Source organism: Pseudoalteromonas sp. S2721, assembly GCF_005887425.1.
In the GTDB taxonomy this organism is placed as follows: Bacteria; Pseudomonadota; Gammaproteobacteria; order Enterobacterales; family Alteromonadaceae; genus Pseudoalteromonas; species Pseudoalteromonas simplex.
Map to the genome: position 1 here is coordinate 254,226 of NZ_PNCZ01000006.1, position 14,951 is coordinate 269,176.

At 42.8% G+C, this 14,951-nt stretch carries 11 protein-coding genes; 7 read left to right on the forward strand and 4 right to left on the reverse strand.

Annotated features, from left to right (window positions below):
• The first annotated feature begins 9 nt into the window (after nt 1-9).
• The 6 genes from parE (at nt 10) to CWC02_RS02740 (ending at nt 7,953) form a co-directional block, all read left to right on the forward strand.
• Entirely contained in the window at nt 10-1,899 is a 1,890-nt protein-coding gene (gene parE / locus CWC02_RS02715; protein ID WP_138616280.1) for a DNA topoisomerase IV subunit B, read from the forward strand.
• 51 nt (nt 1,900-1,950) lie between these two features.
• Complete coding sequence (locus tag CWC02_RS02720; protein WP_138616282.1) at nt 1,951-3,051, forward strand: PQQ-dependent sugar dehydrogenase; 1,101 nt, start codon at nt 1,951-1,953, stop codon at nt 3,049-3,051.
• 10 nt (nt 3,052-3,061) lie between these two features.
• Nucleotides 3,062-5,359 carry a DNA topoisomerase IV subunit A gene (gene parC / locus CWC02_RS02725; RefSeq protein ID WP_138616284.1) on the forward strand — a complete coding sequence of 766 codons (2,298 nt, stop codon included), beginning with the start codon at nt 3,062-3,064 and terminating at the stop codon, nt 5,357-5,359.
• Nucleotides 5,360-5,524: 165 nt separating this feature from the next.
• On the forward strand, nt 5,525-6,211 hold the full coding sequence (locus CWC02_RS02730) for a 1-acylglycerol-3-phosphate O-acyltransferase (protein WP_082389235.1): 687 nt from the start codon (nt 5,525-5,527) through the stop codon (nt 6,209-6,211).
• Nucleotides 6,211-6,546 carry a ribonuclease E inhibitor RraB gene (rraB, locus tag CWC02_RS02735; protein ID WP_054552644.1) on the forward strand — a complete coding sequence of 112 codons (336 nt, stop codon included), beginning with the start codon at nt 6,211-6,213 and terminating at the stop codon, nt 6,544-6,546. Before CWC02_RS02730 ends, rraB begins: the two co-directional genes overlap by 1 nt.
• A gap of 189 nt (nt 6,547-6,735) precedes the next feature.
• Nucleotides 6,736-7,953 carry a cyclic di-GMP phosphodiesterase gene (locus CWC02_RS02740; RefSeq protein ID WP_054552643.1) on the forward strand — a complete coding sequence of 406 codons (1,218 nt, stop codon included), beginning with the start codon at nt 6,736-6,738 and terminating at the stop codon, nt 7,951-7,953.
• Here CWC02_RS02740 and CWC02_RS20910 read toward each other — a convergent pair.
• The gene (locus CWC02_RS20910) at nt 7,913-8,236 is read right to left on the reverse strand and encodes a hypothetical protein (protein ID WP_054552642.1); all 324 of its coding nucleotides are present in this window, start codon (nt 8,234-8,236) and stop codon (nt 7,913-7,915) included. The two genes, CWC02_RS02740 and CWC02_RS20910, sit on opposite strands and share 41 nt — an antisense overlap.
• Before the next feature lie 336 nt (nt 8,237-8,572).
• On the opposite strand from CWC02_RS20910, the gene CWC02_RS02750 reads away from it, so the two are divergent.
• A complete protein-coding gene (locus CWC02_RS02750; protein ID WP_054552641.1) occupies nt 8,573-9,850 on the forward strand; it encodes an outer membrane protein transport protein in 1,278 nt (425 codons plus the stop codon).
• A gap of 110 nt (nt 9,851-9,960) precedes the next feature.
• Here the strand turns inward: CWC02_RS02750 and CWC02_RS02755 are convergent, their stop codons facing one another.
• From CWC02_RS02755 to pepA, 3 genes are all read right to left on the reverse strand, one after another.
• Nucleotides 9,961-12,816: a valine--tRNA ligase gene (locus CWC02_RS02755; RefSeq protein WP_138616286.1), complete on the reverse strand. Its 2,856-nt coding sequence runs from the start codon at nt 12,814-12,816 to the stop codon at nt 9,961-9,963.
• A 23-nt stretch (nt 12,817-12,839) separates the two neighbouring features.
• Nucleotides 12,840-13,286 (reverse strand): DNA polymerase III subunit chi, encoded by a 447-nt coding sequence (locus CWC02_RS02760; RefSeq protein ID WP_054552639.1) that lies wholly within the window; start codon nt 13,284-13,286, stop codon nt 12,840-12,842.
• Nucleotides 13,287-13,412: 126 nt separating this feature from the next.
• Nucleotides 13,413-14,927, reverse strand: a complete 1,515-nt coding sequence (gene pepA / locus CWC02_RS02765) for a leucyl aminopeptidase (protein WP_138616288.1) — start codon at nt 14,925-14,927, stop codon at nt 13,413-13,415.
• Between the last annotated feature and the right edge of the window lie 24 nt (nt 14,928-14,951).

A 14,951-nucleotide genomic window follows, 5' to 3' on the forward strand; every position in this document is an offset into this window, starting at 1 on the left:
ATAAAAACTATGAGTCAGCAAAATTATAACGCCGAAGCAATTGAAGTCTTAAACGGATTAGAGCCCGTAAAACGCCGCCCAGGTATGTATACCGACACGGTTCGACCTAATCATTTAGGTCAAGAAGTTATCGATAACAGTGTCGATGAAGCAATGGCAGGCCATGCCACTAAAATAGATGTCATCCTTCATGAAGATAACTCTCTTGAGGTTATCGATGATGGCCGTGGTATGCCGATTGATATTCACCCTGAAGAAGGTATCCCGGGTGTGGAACTTATTTTTACCAAGCTGCACGCCGGTGGTAAGTTCTCTAATAAAAACTATCAGTTCTCAGGTGGTTTACACGGGGTAGGTATTTCGGTTGTAAATGCGCTATCGACTCGTGTTGAAGTGACTGTGCGCCGTGATGCGCAGCAATTTCGTATGGCTTTTGAAAACGGTGACAAGGTTGAAGATCTAAACGTCATTGGTAGTGTGGGTAAACGTAACACAGGGACAACTGTACGTTTTTGGCCTGATGCGAGCTATTTTGACTCAGCTAACTTTTCAATTACTAAGCTTAATCACTTATTAAAAGCCAAAGCGGTATTGTGCCCAGGCTTGCGCATTAAGTTTACTAACAAGCAAACCAAAGAAAGCCAAGAGTGGTATTACGAAACAGGCTTAAAAGATTACCTAGTTGAAGCAGTCAAAGGCTTTGAAGTATTACCAAAAGAGCCGTTTATTGGTGACTTTTCAAGTTCAACCGAAGGCGCTGACTGGGCGGTTGTTTGGCTACCTGAAGGCGGTGAATCAATCGCTGAAAGTTATGTAAACTTAATTCCTACTGCACAAGGTGGTACACACGTTAATGGTTTACGCCAAGGCTTGCTTGAAGCAATGCGTGAATTTTGTGAATTTAGAAACCTATTACCACGTGGTGTAAAGCTAACACCAGATGATATTTGGGAGCGTTGTAGCTACGTATTGTCGGTTAAAATGCAAGACCCACAGTTTGCTGGCCAAACAAAAGAAAAGCTGTCTTCTCGCTCATGCGCTGCGTTTGTATCAGGTGTGGTAAAAGACTCATTTAGTTTATGGTTAAACGAGCATACAGAAACGGCAGAATTATTAGCTGAGTTATGTATCTCAAATGCGCAGCGCCGTTTACGTGCTGCTAAAAAAGTTGTGCGTAAGCGTGTTACCTCAGGCCCTGCATTACCGGGTAAATTAACGGATTGCAGTGCCCAAGATAATGACCGTACTGAACTGTTTTTAGTAGAGGGTGATTCAGCAGGTGGTTCAGCAAAACAAGCACGTGACCGTGAATTCCAAGCAATCATGCCGCTGCGCGGTAAAATCTTAAATACCTGGGAAGTTGAATCTGGGCAGATTTTAGCATCGCAAGAGGTACATGATATTTCTGTCGCTTTGGGTATTGACCCTGATTCAAGTGATTTATCTGGTCTGCGTTATAACAAGATTTGTATCTTGGCCGATGCTGACTCAGATGGATTACACATTGCTACCTTGCTTTGTGCGCTGTTTGTTCGTCACTTTCCATCGCTTATTAAACAAGGCCATGTGTATGTAGCTATGCCGCCGCTATTTCGTATCGACATTGGTAAAGAGGTTTACTACGCCCTTGATGAAGACGAAAAGAACGGTATTTTAGCGCGCATTGAAGCTGAGAAAAAACGCGGTAAGGTTAATGTTCAACGCTTCAAAGGGTTAGGTGAAATGAACCCGTTACAATTACGCGAAACCACGATGGATCCTAATACGCGTCGTTTAGTGCAATTAACCTTAGATGAAGAAGAGCAAACCATGGAAATGATGGATATGCTTCTTGCAAAGAAACGTTCGTCAGATCGTCGTCAGTGGTTAGAAGATCACGGAAACCGCGCAGAAGTTTAGTTAAAGGTGTAGCAACCTAGTTGCTAGCAACGAATTAAAGGGCAAGAAAAAATGAAAAAACTACTGACCTCATTATTGTCGCTGAGCTTGTTATCAGCGCCTGCAATGGCAAAAGATATTCTTGATAAGTTAACAGTTGCTGATGGGTTTTCTATTAGCCTGTTTGCTGATGATGTAGAAAATGCACGTCAAATTGCGGTATCAAAAAGAGGTATTGTTTACGCAGGCTCACGTAAAGCAGGCAATGTTTATGCGTTGATTGACCATAACAGTGATGGTGTGGCTGACAGAAAAATGGTTATTGCCACAGGTCTTGAAATGCCATCAGGTTTAGCGATTAAAGATGGTGATCTATATGTGGCTGAAGTGTCACGTATCATCCGTTTTAAAGACGTTGATAAAAATTTAAAAGATCCTAAATACGACGTGGTATACGATAAGTTTCCAACTGATCGTCACCATGGCTGGAAATTCATTAGTTTTGCGCCAACTGGTGAGTTAATTGTGCCAGTGGGTGTACCATGTAACATTTGTGCTGAAGACGAAAAATATGGTCGTATCTTCTCGTTAGATGTTGATACAAAAGAAATTAAAACAATCGCCAAAGGTGTTCGTAACTCAGTTGGTTTTGATTATCACCCTACAACGAATGCATTTTGGTTTAGTGATAACGGCCGTGACATGATGGGCGATGACATGCCACCTTGTGAAATTAACCGTGTTGGTGAAGGTGAAGAGGGCGCGCATTATGGTTTCCCTTATGTTCACGCTGGGGCGATTTTAGATCCTGAGTTTGGTAAAGGTAAAAGTATTGCTGACTACAAATCGCCAGCCCTTGCACTTGGTGCTCATGTTGCTCCTTTAGGTATTCATTTTTATAACGGTAAGCAGTTTCCTGCTAAATTCAAAGAGCAGCTTTTTGTTGCTGAGCATGGTTCGTGGAACCGCAGTAAAAAGTCAGGCTACAAAGTGATGCTAGCGAATGTTGAACAAGGTCGTATTACTAAGTACACCCCGTTCATCACAGGCTTTATGCAAAACGAAGAAACATTTGGTCGCCCAGTTGCATTTGCAGAGCTTGCAGATGGCAGCTTATTAATCTCAGACGACTTTGCTAATGTGATCTATCGCGTTAGTGCTAAGAAAAAATAGGTAAGCGTTAATGAGTGATACAGATACCTTGCTGATGCAAGGCATAGAACAACAAACAATGGGGCGCTTTACTGAAGACGCCTACTTAAACTACTCAATGTACGTCATTATGGACCGTGCCTTACCTCATGTAGGTGACGGTCTTAAGCCTGTACAGCGTCGTATCATCTATGCAATGAGCGAACTGGGGTTATCGGCGCAAGCAAAATATAAAAAATCAGCCCGTACCGTGGGTGATGTACTGGGTAAATATCACCCTCATGGTGATAGTGCTTGTTACGAAGCCATGGTGTTAATGGCGCAGCCGTTTTCTTACCGCTACCCGCTGGTGGACGGTCAAGGTAACTGGGGTGCTGCCGATGATCCTAAGTCATTTGCTGCAATGCGTTACACCGAAGCGCGTTTATCTAAGTTCTCAGAAGTTTTACTAAAAGAGCTGGGTCAAGGCACTGTCGATTGGACCGCAAACTTTGACGGCACACTTGATGAGCCAATGGTGTTACCTGCGCGTTTACCGCACATCTTACTCAATGGTGTAACGGGTATTGCTGTAGGTATGGCAACCGATATTCCACCACATAATGTGCGTGAAGTTGCCAGTGCCTGTTGTTTATTACTTGATAAGCCAAAAACTGAAATCGAAGAGTTGCTTGAGTTAGTGCATGCGCCTGACTACCCAACAGAAGCTGAGATTATCACACCGAAAGACGATATTCGTAAGATTTATCAAACTGGACGTGGTTCTATCAAGATGCGTGCAATTTACACTGAAGAGCAAGGTGACATAGTGATCACCGCGCTGCCTCATCAGTGTTCAGGTGCTAAAGTGCTTGAGCAAATTGCTGCGCAAATGAATGCTAAAAAGTTGCCGATGGTTGCTGATTTACGTGACGAATCTGATCACGAAAACCCGACCCGCATCGTGATTGTTCCGCGTTCTAACCGCATCAAGGCTGAGCCATTAATGGCGCACCTATTTGCAACCACAGATTTAGAAAAGAACTACCGCGTAAACTTAAACATGCTTGGCCTTGATGGTCGTCCGCAAGTGAAAGATTTACGTAGTATCTTAACTGAGTGGTTAACGTTCCGCCGTGAAACAGTTCGCTGTCGCTTACAGCACCGTTTAGACAAGGTATTAGCACGCTTACATATTTTAGAAGGTTTATTAACGGCCTTTTTAAATATTGATGAAGTCATCGAAATCATCCGTACTGAAGATAAACCAAAGCCTGTTTTAATGGAGCGTTTTGGTTTAACAGATATTCAAGCAGAAGCGATTTTAGAGTTAAAACTACGTCATTTAGCAAAACTTGAAGAGTTCAAGATTAAAGGTGAGCAAGATGAGCTTGCCCTTGAGCGTGACAAGTTAGAGCAAACGCTTGGTTCAGAGCGTCGTATGTCGACGTTGATGAAAAAAGAAATCCAAGAAGCGGCTGAAATGTATGGTGATGATCGTCGCTCACCAGTTGTTGAACGTTTAGAAGCAAAAGCACTAAGCGAAAAAGACCTTATCCCTTCAGAATCAGTGACTGTTGTGTTATCCGAAAAAGGTTGGGCACGTGTTGGTAAAGGCCATGATTTAGATGTTGAAGGGCTGAGTTATAAGTCAGGCGACAGCTATAAAGCCTCAGCGCGAGGTAAGAGTAACCAGCCTGCAGTGTTCTTAGACTCAAGTGGTCGTGCTTTTGCTACTGATGCACATAGTTTACCTTCAGCTCGAAGCCAAGGCGAACCAATGACAGGGCGCTTTAACTTAAGCTCTGGCGCCAACTTTGAGCATGTGGTGATGGCAGAAGACAACCAAGTGTTGTTAATGGCTTCAGATGCAGGCTATGGCTTTATAAGTGACTTTAAAGATCTGGTGAGTAAGAACAAAAACGGTAAAGCGCTGGTCAGTGTTCCTAAAGGCGGTGAATTACTCGCGCCAATTAGAGTAACTGACGTAGCAACAGATTACTGTATGGCAATTTCTAACGAAGGCCGCATGTTGTTATTCCCACTGCGCGATTTACCTAAGCTTAGTAAAGGTAAAGGAAATAAGATTATTTCTATCCCAAGTGCGAAAGTGCAAGCCCGTGAAGAGTTTGTAAAAGTGCTGGCTGTGGTGCCTGCGGGCAGTAGCGTAACCCTGCATGCAGGTAAACGAAAACTGACACTGAAACCGGCTGATCTTGAGCACTACCATGGTGAACGCGGTAGACGAGGTAATAAGTTACCCCGAGGCTTACAGCGAGTTGATGAAGCTGTAGTCGAAGTGACTCAAACTGATGATAGTGATGAGTCGCCAAGCGAAGTAACAGAGTAAAAACCAGAGGCCTGCAATTGCAGGCCTTTTTATTGTTAAAACGTTATGAAATTTTAAGCGTACACATGTGCGCTTAAAGCTATGGAAATGCTATTTTTCACGTTATAATGCGCGCTGATTAGTACGAGGAGAATTCGTTTGTTAGCTATTTTTCGCATAATTTTCATGGCGTTATTTATTGTTTTAAGCTGTGTTTTTGGGCTGCTTTTATGCATTGTGAAGCCATTTCATACCAATAACGTGCATATTATTGCGGGTTGGTTTTGCAAGGTAGCTAAAATTTTAGGTGTCAAACTAGAGCTTAAATATCACGAGACTCCAAAAAATATTGGTCCTGCTGTCTATGTAGCAAATCATCAAAATAACTATGACCTATTCACTTTACCTGCCATGGTGCCAGAGAACTGCGTAAGCCTTGGTAAAAAAAGCCTCAAATGGATCCCGTTTTTTGGTCAGCTATATTGGTTATCGGGCAATATCTTAATTGACCGTGCTAACCGCTCAAAAGCGGCGGGCACAATTTCTAAATCAGCTGAGAAAATAAAACAAAAAGGCTTGTCGGTGTGGATGTTTCCTGAGGGCACGCGAAGCTATGGTCGCGGTTTATTACCCTTTAAAACCGGGGCATTTCACACAGCAATGAGTGCTGATGTGCCAGTTGTACCAGTTTGTATGAGTACAACGCACAAAACTATTAAGCTAAATCGCTGGGATAATGGTACAATTTACCTCGAAATGTTAGCGCCGATTTATCTTGATAAAGACGTATCTGCTCGTGACCATGCTTCACATGTTCATCAGATTATGGCCGCTAAAATAACTGAATTAGATGCTCAAGTGAGAAACAAATAATGGAAAATTGGCGCGAAATTACTGAAGACATCGTTACTTCATTGCTTGAAGATGGCTCAGATCCTGAAGTACTTTATGAAGTGGAACATCACTTTGTTAGCGAAAATTTTGAAAAATTAGAGCAAGCAGCTTTAGCCGCTTTTAAACTAGGTTACGATGTTGAAGAACCAGCTGAACTTGAGCTAGAAGACGGCGAGAAAGTATGGAGCTTTGACGTGGTTGTTGAGTGTGAACTTGATGTAGAAGCCATTATGGAAGACGTAGACAAGTTAGAAGCGCTTGCTCAGCAAACAGACGTTGAATACGACGGCTGGGGCACTTACTTTCAGGAATAAACAGCTAGAGAGCTGTCAGCTATCTGCCGTCAGCTCTTAGACTGAACTACCACAATCTAGCGAGTTGCTTGACTCGTTAGTTTACCCTTCTGACTAATACCTATTTCGTATTCGTTATTCAATCTATAGACATTTGTAATCAATTAGCGATAATAAAAAACTCGATGTTTATATGCGCTAAGCTTACCTATGCTTATTACTTTACCCATTGCCGAACTTGTTCCAGGGATGTTTGTTGACAGTGTCAGTAAGCAACAAGAGCATGTAAATAGTATTAAGATCAAAACACGTGGTTTAGTGCGTGATAAAACAATTATTCAGCGCCTGATCTCTGAGGGGGTTGAAGAGCTACTCATCGACTTTACACAAAGCGATGTTGCACTCCCTAAAAAATACCAACCAAAGCCTGAACCGGCTAAACCGAAGGTTGAACAAAAACCTGCTGCTAATGAAGAGCCGCAAGGGATCACGGTTCAACAAGAGTTTCTAAAAGCTAGTGTTCACTATGAGCAGCATAGTCGTAAGCTACAAAGTTTATATTCCGATATTACAGCTGGACTAAAAATGAATATGGCAGTGCTTGACGACATTGCTGTTGATATAGTCGGCTCCGTTTTTCGAAATCACAATGCATTAACTATTTTAACTCGTCTCAAAGATAAACATATTTATAACTGGCGTCACATGATCAACACTGCGATTTTGGTGAGTGTGTTTGCTAAGTATTTAGGCTATAAAGAAAAGACGATCAAAGAACTGGCGATGGGAGCTTTGCTGCATGATATTGGCCAAGCTAAAATGCCGCAAGGTGTTTTATCTAAGCCAAGCGCATTGAATGATAACGAAATGCAAGTCGTTAAAAAACATGTGGCGCAGAGTTTAGGTTTAGTGAAAGGCGAGAAGGGCATTACTCCACTAATGCTTGATATGATAGTAAATCATCATGAACGTTTAGATGGTACAGGTTATCCACGCGGTATTACCGCTGAAAAGCTTAGCCGCCCCGCAAGAATGATGGCAATTGTTGATGTTTATGATGCTATGACGGCAGATAGGCCTCATCAAATGGGAGAAGAACCTATTTCGGCTTTGCGTTATTTACTTGCGAACAAACAAATGTTTGATTCTGAATTAGTGCAGCGCTTTATTAAATGTCTAGGTGTACACCCTGTCGGTACTATTGTTAAGTTAAATAATGATCGTTTAGCGTTAGTAATGGAAGGGAATCACGAGAATCCAATCAAACCAAAAGTGAAAGTATTTTATAATGCTAAACATAAGCACCACGTGACGGCGAAAGATGTCGATTTGAACGTGGAAAAAGAACTAAAAATTATTGCCAGTATTAAACCCTTAGATTATCAGCTTAATTTGGCTCGTTTGTTAAAAGAGCATCTGCTTGTTTAGACTTAACACAGCGTTTTTTGGCGCTGCGTTTAGCTGAAATAAATGCCCCACTAAAACAACTTATCATTAAAACTAACCACAATAGCGTCCCTTTTTCGACATGTAAGGCTACGCAACACAATAAAAGAGACAAAACTGAGCTAAACATAGCGCCTAACCAATAGTGATTGACTGGGTTGTCGCAATCACCTGCTTTAGTACATGCACAATAATTTGCTTTACAAAAATAATGAACGCTCACACCGCATAACATTAGTGCCACAATAATAAAGGCGATTTCCATACTCAAACTCAACTGAGAAACTTTTATTTTTAGTCTAAAGCTACAAAGGCGATAAGTCAATGCAAATGATAATTAATATCGTTTGTTTGGTTTGTAATCAGAGATCTGATGAGTTTTAATAAGTTGTTATCTTGTTGTTAAAATGCGGGTTTTTTACCTATTTCTAACGAAAAATTACAGTTTTTTGATCTTAATTAAGGTAATGTTCGAAAGTTTATAATCATTAGAATAAAACATCTAATGCCAACATACAGCGCTAATCTTTTATGCTTAACTAATAGGTTGCCCTCATTGTTGGATTAGTTTTCGCACAAGTTTGCAAGAGGACACAGATTTATGAAGTTCACAAAAACACTAATTGCAGCATCACTTGCTGTTGTTTCTGCTGACAGCTTTGCTGCAGCTTTCCAATTAGCAGAGCAAAACGTTTCAGGTTTAGGCCGTGCATACGCTGGTGAAGCAGCCGTTGCTGACGATGCCTCAGTTGTTGCTCGTAACCCTGCACTTATGTCTTTATTTAAAGATAAGCAAATCTCAGTGGCAGGTATTGCTGTAATTCCAGATGTTAGCTTAGAAGGTGAAAGTGCTGCATACGGCTTAGATGAAAGCTCTATCGATGACGATAGCATCGCGCCATCAGCATTTATTCCTGCTGGTTACTTCACTATGCCATTAAACGACAAAGTATCTTTAGGCTTTGGTGCTTTTTCAAACTTTGGTCTTTCAACTGAATTTAAAGACGATTACGCAGCAGGCTCTATCGCAGGCGAAACTGAAATCGTGACTGTTAACATGAATGCAAGTGCTTCATACAAAATCAACGAACAGTTCAGCCTAGGCCTTGGTTTAAACTATGTTTATGCTGATGCGAAAGTGGTGCGTAATGCAGGTGCAAACCCATTAGGTTTACCAGCGAGCACGCAAATCGCTCACCTTGAAGGTGACGACTACGGCTTTGGTTGGAACATTGGTGCTATGTATCAGTTAGACGAAAACAACCGTTTTGGTTTTAACTACCGCAGCGAAACAGATATCGACTTTGAAGGTGAGTACTCAAACCAACTACCAGCTGCTGTTGGCGGTTTAGCGGGTACTAAAGTACCGGGTGAGTTAAAATTAACCTTACCAGCCATTGCTGAGTTCTCTGGTTCACACCAAATCGATAAGAAGCTTGGCGTGCACTACAGCATTTTATGGACTGGTTGGGATAGCTTCCAAAAATTAGAAGCTTATACGCCTAGTCAAGAAGCACCTGTATTCTCTAAAGAAGAGAACTTCTCTGATTCAATGCGTTACTCTATCGGTACTGACTACCAGTACAGCGACGCTCTTTTACTTCGTGCAGGTATTGCATACGATGAGTCGCCAGCAGACCAATCTCACCTTTCAATCTCTATCCCTGATACAGATCGTTTCTGGTTCTCATTTGGTGGTAACTACGCATTCAGCGAAAACTCAAATATTGACCTAGGTGTAAGTATTCTTCGTGGTAAAACACAAAACTTCTCTGAAAAAGACAGCCTAGCTGCATCAGTTGGCCAAGATGTTTCATGGGACTATGAATCAAAAGGTCACGCAGTTCTAGTTGGTGCTCAGTACAACTACAAATTTTAATTGTAACGCGACGTAAAGTCGCTGCTACAGAGCATTAAAAAGCCGCGCTATAACATTGTTATAGCGCGGCTTTTTTGTAAGCGCGAATAAATCGCGCTTGATATATGCTGTTATAGACTTTCGATTTTCGCTTTTTGCGCTAATAGTTTGTCTTTCGCATCGGTAAACTCAGCCAGCTTAGCATGCTCTTTAGCAAGTACAGCCTCTGGCGCATTATTTACGAACTTCTCGTTAGCTAACTTGTTTTGAACCTGTGCTAAGCCTTTTTCTGCTTTTTCAAGCTGCTTCGCAATACGAGCTAATTCAGCTTCAACATCGATTAGGCCAGCCATTGGGATCATGATCTCAAGGTTACCAACATACGATGTTGCACACGCTGGTGCATCGTCTTTGTTATCAAGAAGCGTGAACTCTTCAAGCTTAGCAAGCGACGCTAAGAATGCTTCGTTATCCGTTAAGCGGCGCTTGTCTTCGTCAGACGCATTCGCAAGCAATACCGATAATGGTTTGCTTGGGCTGATATCCATTTCACCACGGATGTTACGAATAGCAAGAATGAATTGTTTAACCCACTCTAGGTCGTCCATCGCTTGGCTATCAACATTTGCTTCATTATATACAGGGAACCCTTGAACCATGATGCTAGTGCCCGCAGTTTCGATACCTGCAAGTGGTGCAACACGTTGCCAAATCGTTTCTGTGATGTATGGCATTAACGGGTGCATTAAGCGAAGTAGGCTTTCTAATACTGTGATTAGGGTATGACGAGTACCACGTTGCTGTGCTTCGTTACCTTTAAACAGTACAGGTTTAGTCAGTTCTAGGTACCAGTCACAGAATTGGTTCCAAGTGAACTCATAAATTGTGTTTGCAGCTAAATCAAAACGGTAGTTTTCTAGATGCTCAGTATAGGTTTTAACCGTTGCTTCAAATTGGCCTAAAATCCAACGATCAGCGAGTGAGTACTGTTTCTCAGCATCTGTAGCGAAGCCACAATCTTGCTCTTCTGTGTTCATTAATACGTAACGGCTCGCGTTCCATAGTTTGTTACAGAAGTTACGGTAACCTTCAAGGCGGTTCATATCCCAGTTGATGTCACGGCCCGTTGAAGCCATTGCCGCAAGGGTGAAACGCAGTGCGTCTGTACCGTGTGCTTCGATACCGTTTTCGAATGTTTTACGAGTGTTTTTCTCAATCTTCTTCGCTAGTTGTGGCTGCATCATGTTACCAGTGCGCTTTTCAACTAGGCTTTCAAGGTCGATACCGTCAATCATGTCGATAGGATCAAGTACGTTACCTTTCGACTTAGACATCTTATCGCCGTTTTCATCACGGATAAGGCCTGTTACGTAAACGGTTTTAAATGGTACTTGTGGCTTGCCGTCTTCATCTTTGATGAAGTGCATGGTCATCATGATCATACGCGCAACCCAGAAGAAGATGATGTCGAAACCTGTTACCAATACGTCAGACGGGTGGAACGTTTTTAAATCATCAGTGTTTGCCGGCCAGCCTTGCGTTGAGAAAGTCCAAAGCGCAGATGAGAACCAGGTATCTAAAACGTCTTCGTCTTGCTTAAGTGCAACATCATCAGCAAGGTTGTTGTCGCGGCGTACTTCAGCTTCGTCACGACCAACGTATACGTTGCCTTCGTTGTCGTACCAAGCTGGGATGCGGTGACCCCACCAAAGCTGACGTGAAATACACCAATCTTGTACGTCGTTCATCCACGAGAAGTACATGTTCTCGTATTGTTGAGGTACGAACTTAATATCGCCATTTTTAACTGCTTCTTTTGCAGGCTCTGCTAGAGGTGCTACGCGCACGTACCACTGATCAGTAAGAAGAGGCTCAATCACTACGCCAGAACGGTCACCGTAAGGTACAGTTAAGCTGTGATCTTCGATTTTTTCTAATAGACCAAGTTCTTCAAATTCGCTCACAATCGCTTTACGTGCATCAAAGCGGTCAAGGCCATGTAGGCGCTCAGGAATTGGCGCATCTAATTCAAGCTCTTTACCGTCGAATGTGTAGCTTTCGCCTTCGCTTAATACCGCTGCATCTTTATTGAAGATGTTGATCATTGGTAGTTGGTGACGTTTACCTACTTCGTTATCGTTAAAGTCGTGGGCAGGCGTGATTTTCACACAACCGGTGCCTTTTTCCATGTCTGCATGTTCATCGGCAACAATTGGAATACGGCGGTTTACGATAGGCAGTAAAATGTCTTTACCGATCAGATCTTGGTAGCGCTCATCATCAGGGTTAACAGCAACACCTGTATCACCTAGCATTGTTTCAGGACGTGTTGTCGCAACAATTATGTAGTCTTTACCATCTTTGGTTTTTACGCCATCAGCAAGAGGGTAACGTAGGTTCCACATATGACCTTGTTTGTCTTTGTTTTCAACTTCAAGATCAGAAATAGCCGTGTGAAGTTTAGGATCCCAGTTAACTAGGCGCTTACCACGGTAGATTAAATCTTCTTTGTGAAGACGTACGAATACTTCTTTTACCGCTTCAGAAAGGCCCTCGTCCATAGTGAAACGCTCACGGTCCCAATCTACAGAGGCGCCTAAACGACGTAATTGTTTAGTGATCGTGCCGCCAGAGTGGTTTTTCCATTCCCAGATTTTATCGATGAATGCTTCACGGCCTAGGTCGTGACGAGTTTTACCTTCTTCAGCAGCAAGCTTACGCTCAACAAGCATTTGTGTTGCGATACCCGCGTGGTCAGTACCTACTTGCCATAATGTGTTGTTGCCTTGCATACGCTTTAAACGCGTTAGCGTATCCATGATGGTATCTTGGAACGCGTGGCCCATGTGTAAGCTACCCGTGACGTTTGGTGGCGGGATCATAATTGAGTATGCGTCACCTTGGCCAGACGGTTTAAAGTAGCCATTTTCTTCCCAGCCTTGGTATAAAGACTGTTCAATATCTTGCGGATTATAGGTTTTATCCATTACACAGAACCTTAAATAAATGCTTAAATGTCAATTTCTTGCGTTGCAATATGGGCGCCCAGTTGGCGAAGCTTTTTAAACCGCTCACGGGCGGCTTGCTTAGCATTTGGCTCAACGGGTACGAAATCATAAACCTGCTGAAAACGGCGAATAAAATCCGGTAGGTGTTCAGCTAGGTTGATTAATATTTTTCTGTTGCCGACAGGTGGAGTCATACCAATTTCAACCGGAGCGCCACCTTTAGGGCCTTCACCTTGTAAGTTGTGTGGTACAAAACTATCTGGTTCAAATGACCAAATGATGTCGTCGATTGTGTGGGCCGTGTCGGTGTTATCAGCGTAAATAAATACGCGATGACCTAGACGATACTGATCTGCAGCAATTTTAGCTGCCAGATCGAAAACAGCGCCAGCCGCTTGGTGGGCACTATCATCTTGTTTTAGAACGTAAAATTGTGCGTTCATATTCATAGTGACTTTCGTCCCCACAGATACACAGATCAAAGCAGGGATTTTGACATAGAACGCAAATTGCTTCAATTAATAAGGCGCCATTTGGCGCCTTATTTAGGGTTAGTTTTAAGCTTGCGGTAAGGCTTAATCGTGACTTGCTTCGCTCACGCCTGCGCGGTTTAGCAAATACTGAGTCAACATAGGCACCGGACGACCGGTTGCGCCTTTGTTTTTACCGCCGCTACGCCATGCTGTACCTGCGATATCTAAATGCGCCCAGTTATATTTTTTGGTGAATTTAGATAAGAAGCATGCCGCTGTAATCGTACCTGCTGCACGACCACCTAAGTTGGTGAAATCAGCGAATGGGCTTTCAAGTTGCTCTTGATAGTCATCCCATAAAGGTAACTGCCATGCGCGGTCGCCACTTTGCTCAGATGCTTTTAGTAAGTCATGGGCCAGTGGGTTGTGGTTTGATAGTAAACCTGTGGCATGCGAACCTAGCGCGATAATACACGCACCTGTCAGTGTTGCTACATCAACAACGGTATCTGGTTCAAAGCGCTCAACATAGGTTAGTGCATCACACAGTACTAAACGGCCTTCAGCATCGGTGTTTAACACTTCAACTGTTTGCCCCGACATGGTTGTTAAGATATCACCTGGGCGATAAGCGTTTGAGCCAGGCATGTTTTCACAACCCGCTAAAACACCGACAACGTTAATTGGTAATTGCATTTGCACAAGTGCGCGCATAGTACCAATAACACCCGCTGCACCACCCATGTCGTATTTCATTTCATCCATGGCTTCGCCTGGCTTGATTGAAATACCGCCAGAGTCGAAAGTTAAGCCTTTACCGACTAACACGATTGGCGCTTGCTCTTTGTCGCCACCTTGATAGTTGATCACCGACATAACCGATTCATTAGCACTACCACGGCCAACCGCCAGGTATGAATTCATGCCAAGCTCTGCCATTTTTTCTTCACCGATAATATCAACAGTCACATTATCGAAGTTATCAGCGATTTCTTGCGCTTGCTCACCTAAATACGCAGGATTACAGATATTTGGCGGCATATTGGCAACGTCTTTACATAACTTGCTACCTGCAGCGATGGCTAAGCCATGCTCAATTGCACTTTCGCCAATGGTTAACTCACGACGCGTTGGTACGTTGAAAACAATTTTACGTAAAGGACGACGAGGGTCGCTTTTTTTGCTCTTCAGTTGATTGAAGGTGTATAAGCAGTCCTGAGTTGTTTCAACTGCTTGGCGTACTTTCCAATAAGTGTCACGACTCTTAACATGTTGCTCAGTTAAAAAGCATACCGCTTCCATTGAACCTGTTTCGTTAAGTGTGTTTATCGTTTTTGAGATAATTTGTTTGTATTGTTTGTCATCAAGCTCGCGCTCTTTGCCGCAACCTACCAATAATACTCGTTCGCTTAGTACATTAGGTACATGATGTAATAGTAATACTTGGCCAGGCTTACCTTCAAGATCGCCGCGGCGCAATAAGTTTGAGATATAACCGTCACTGATTTTATCTAATTGTTCACCAATGGGGGATAAACGACGTGGCTCATAAACGCCTACTACAATACATGCGCTACGTTGCTTTTCTGGACTACCACTTTTTACGCTAAATTCCATTGTTGCTCCTGATATTGAGTCGTA

Bases quoted from the DNA above. Each gene is read 5' to 3' on its own strand.
- parE (WP_138616280.1), top strand. From the start codon at position 10: ATGAGTCAGCAAAATTATAACGCCGAAGCAATTGAAGTCTTAAACGGA.
- CWC02_RS02720 (WP_138616282.1), top strand. From the start codon at position 1,951: ATGAAAAAACTACTGACCTCATTATTGTCGCTGAGCTTGTTATCAGCG.
- parC (WP_138616284.1), top strand. From the start codon at position 3,062: ATGAGTGATACAGATACCTTGCTGATGCAAGGCATAGAACAACAAACA.
- CWC02_RS02730 (WP_082389235.1), top strand. From the start codon at position 5,525: ATGGCGTTATTTATTGTTTTAAGCTGTGTTTTTGGGCTGCTTTTATGC.
- rraB (WP_054552644.1), top strand. From the start codon at position 6,211: ATGGAAAATTGGCGCGAAATTACTGAAGACATCGTTACTTCATTGCTT.
- CWC02_RS02740 (WP_054552643.1), top strand. From the start codon at position 6,736: ATGCTTATTACTTTACCCATTGCCGAACTTGTTCCAGGGATGTTTGTT.
- CWC02_RS20910 (WP_054552642.1), bottom strand. From the start codon at position 8,236: ATGGAAATCGCCTTTATTATTGTGGCACTAATGTTATGCGGTGTGAGC.
- CWC02_RS02750 (WP_054552641.1), top strand. From the start codon at position 8,573: ATGAAGTTCACAAAAACACTAATTGCAGCATCACTTGCTGTTGTTTCT.
- CWC02_RS02755 (WP_138616286.1), bottom strand. From the start codon at position 12,816: ATGGATAAAACCTATAATCCGCAAGATATTGAACAGTCTTTATACCAA.
- CWC02_RS02760 (WP_054552639.1), bottom strand. From the start codon at position 13,286: ATGAATATGAACGCACAATTTTACGTTCTAAAACAAGATGATAGTGCC.
- pepA (WP_138616288.1), bottom strand. From the start codon at position 14,927: ATGGAATTTAGCGTAAAAAGTGGTAGTCCAGAAAAGCAACGTAGCGCA.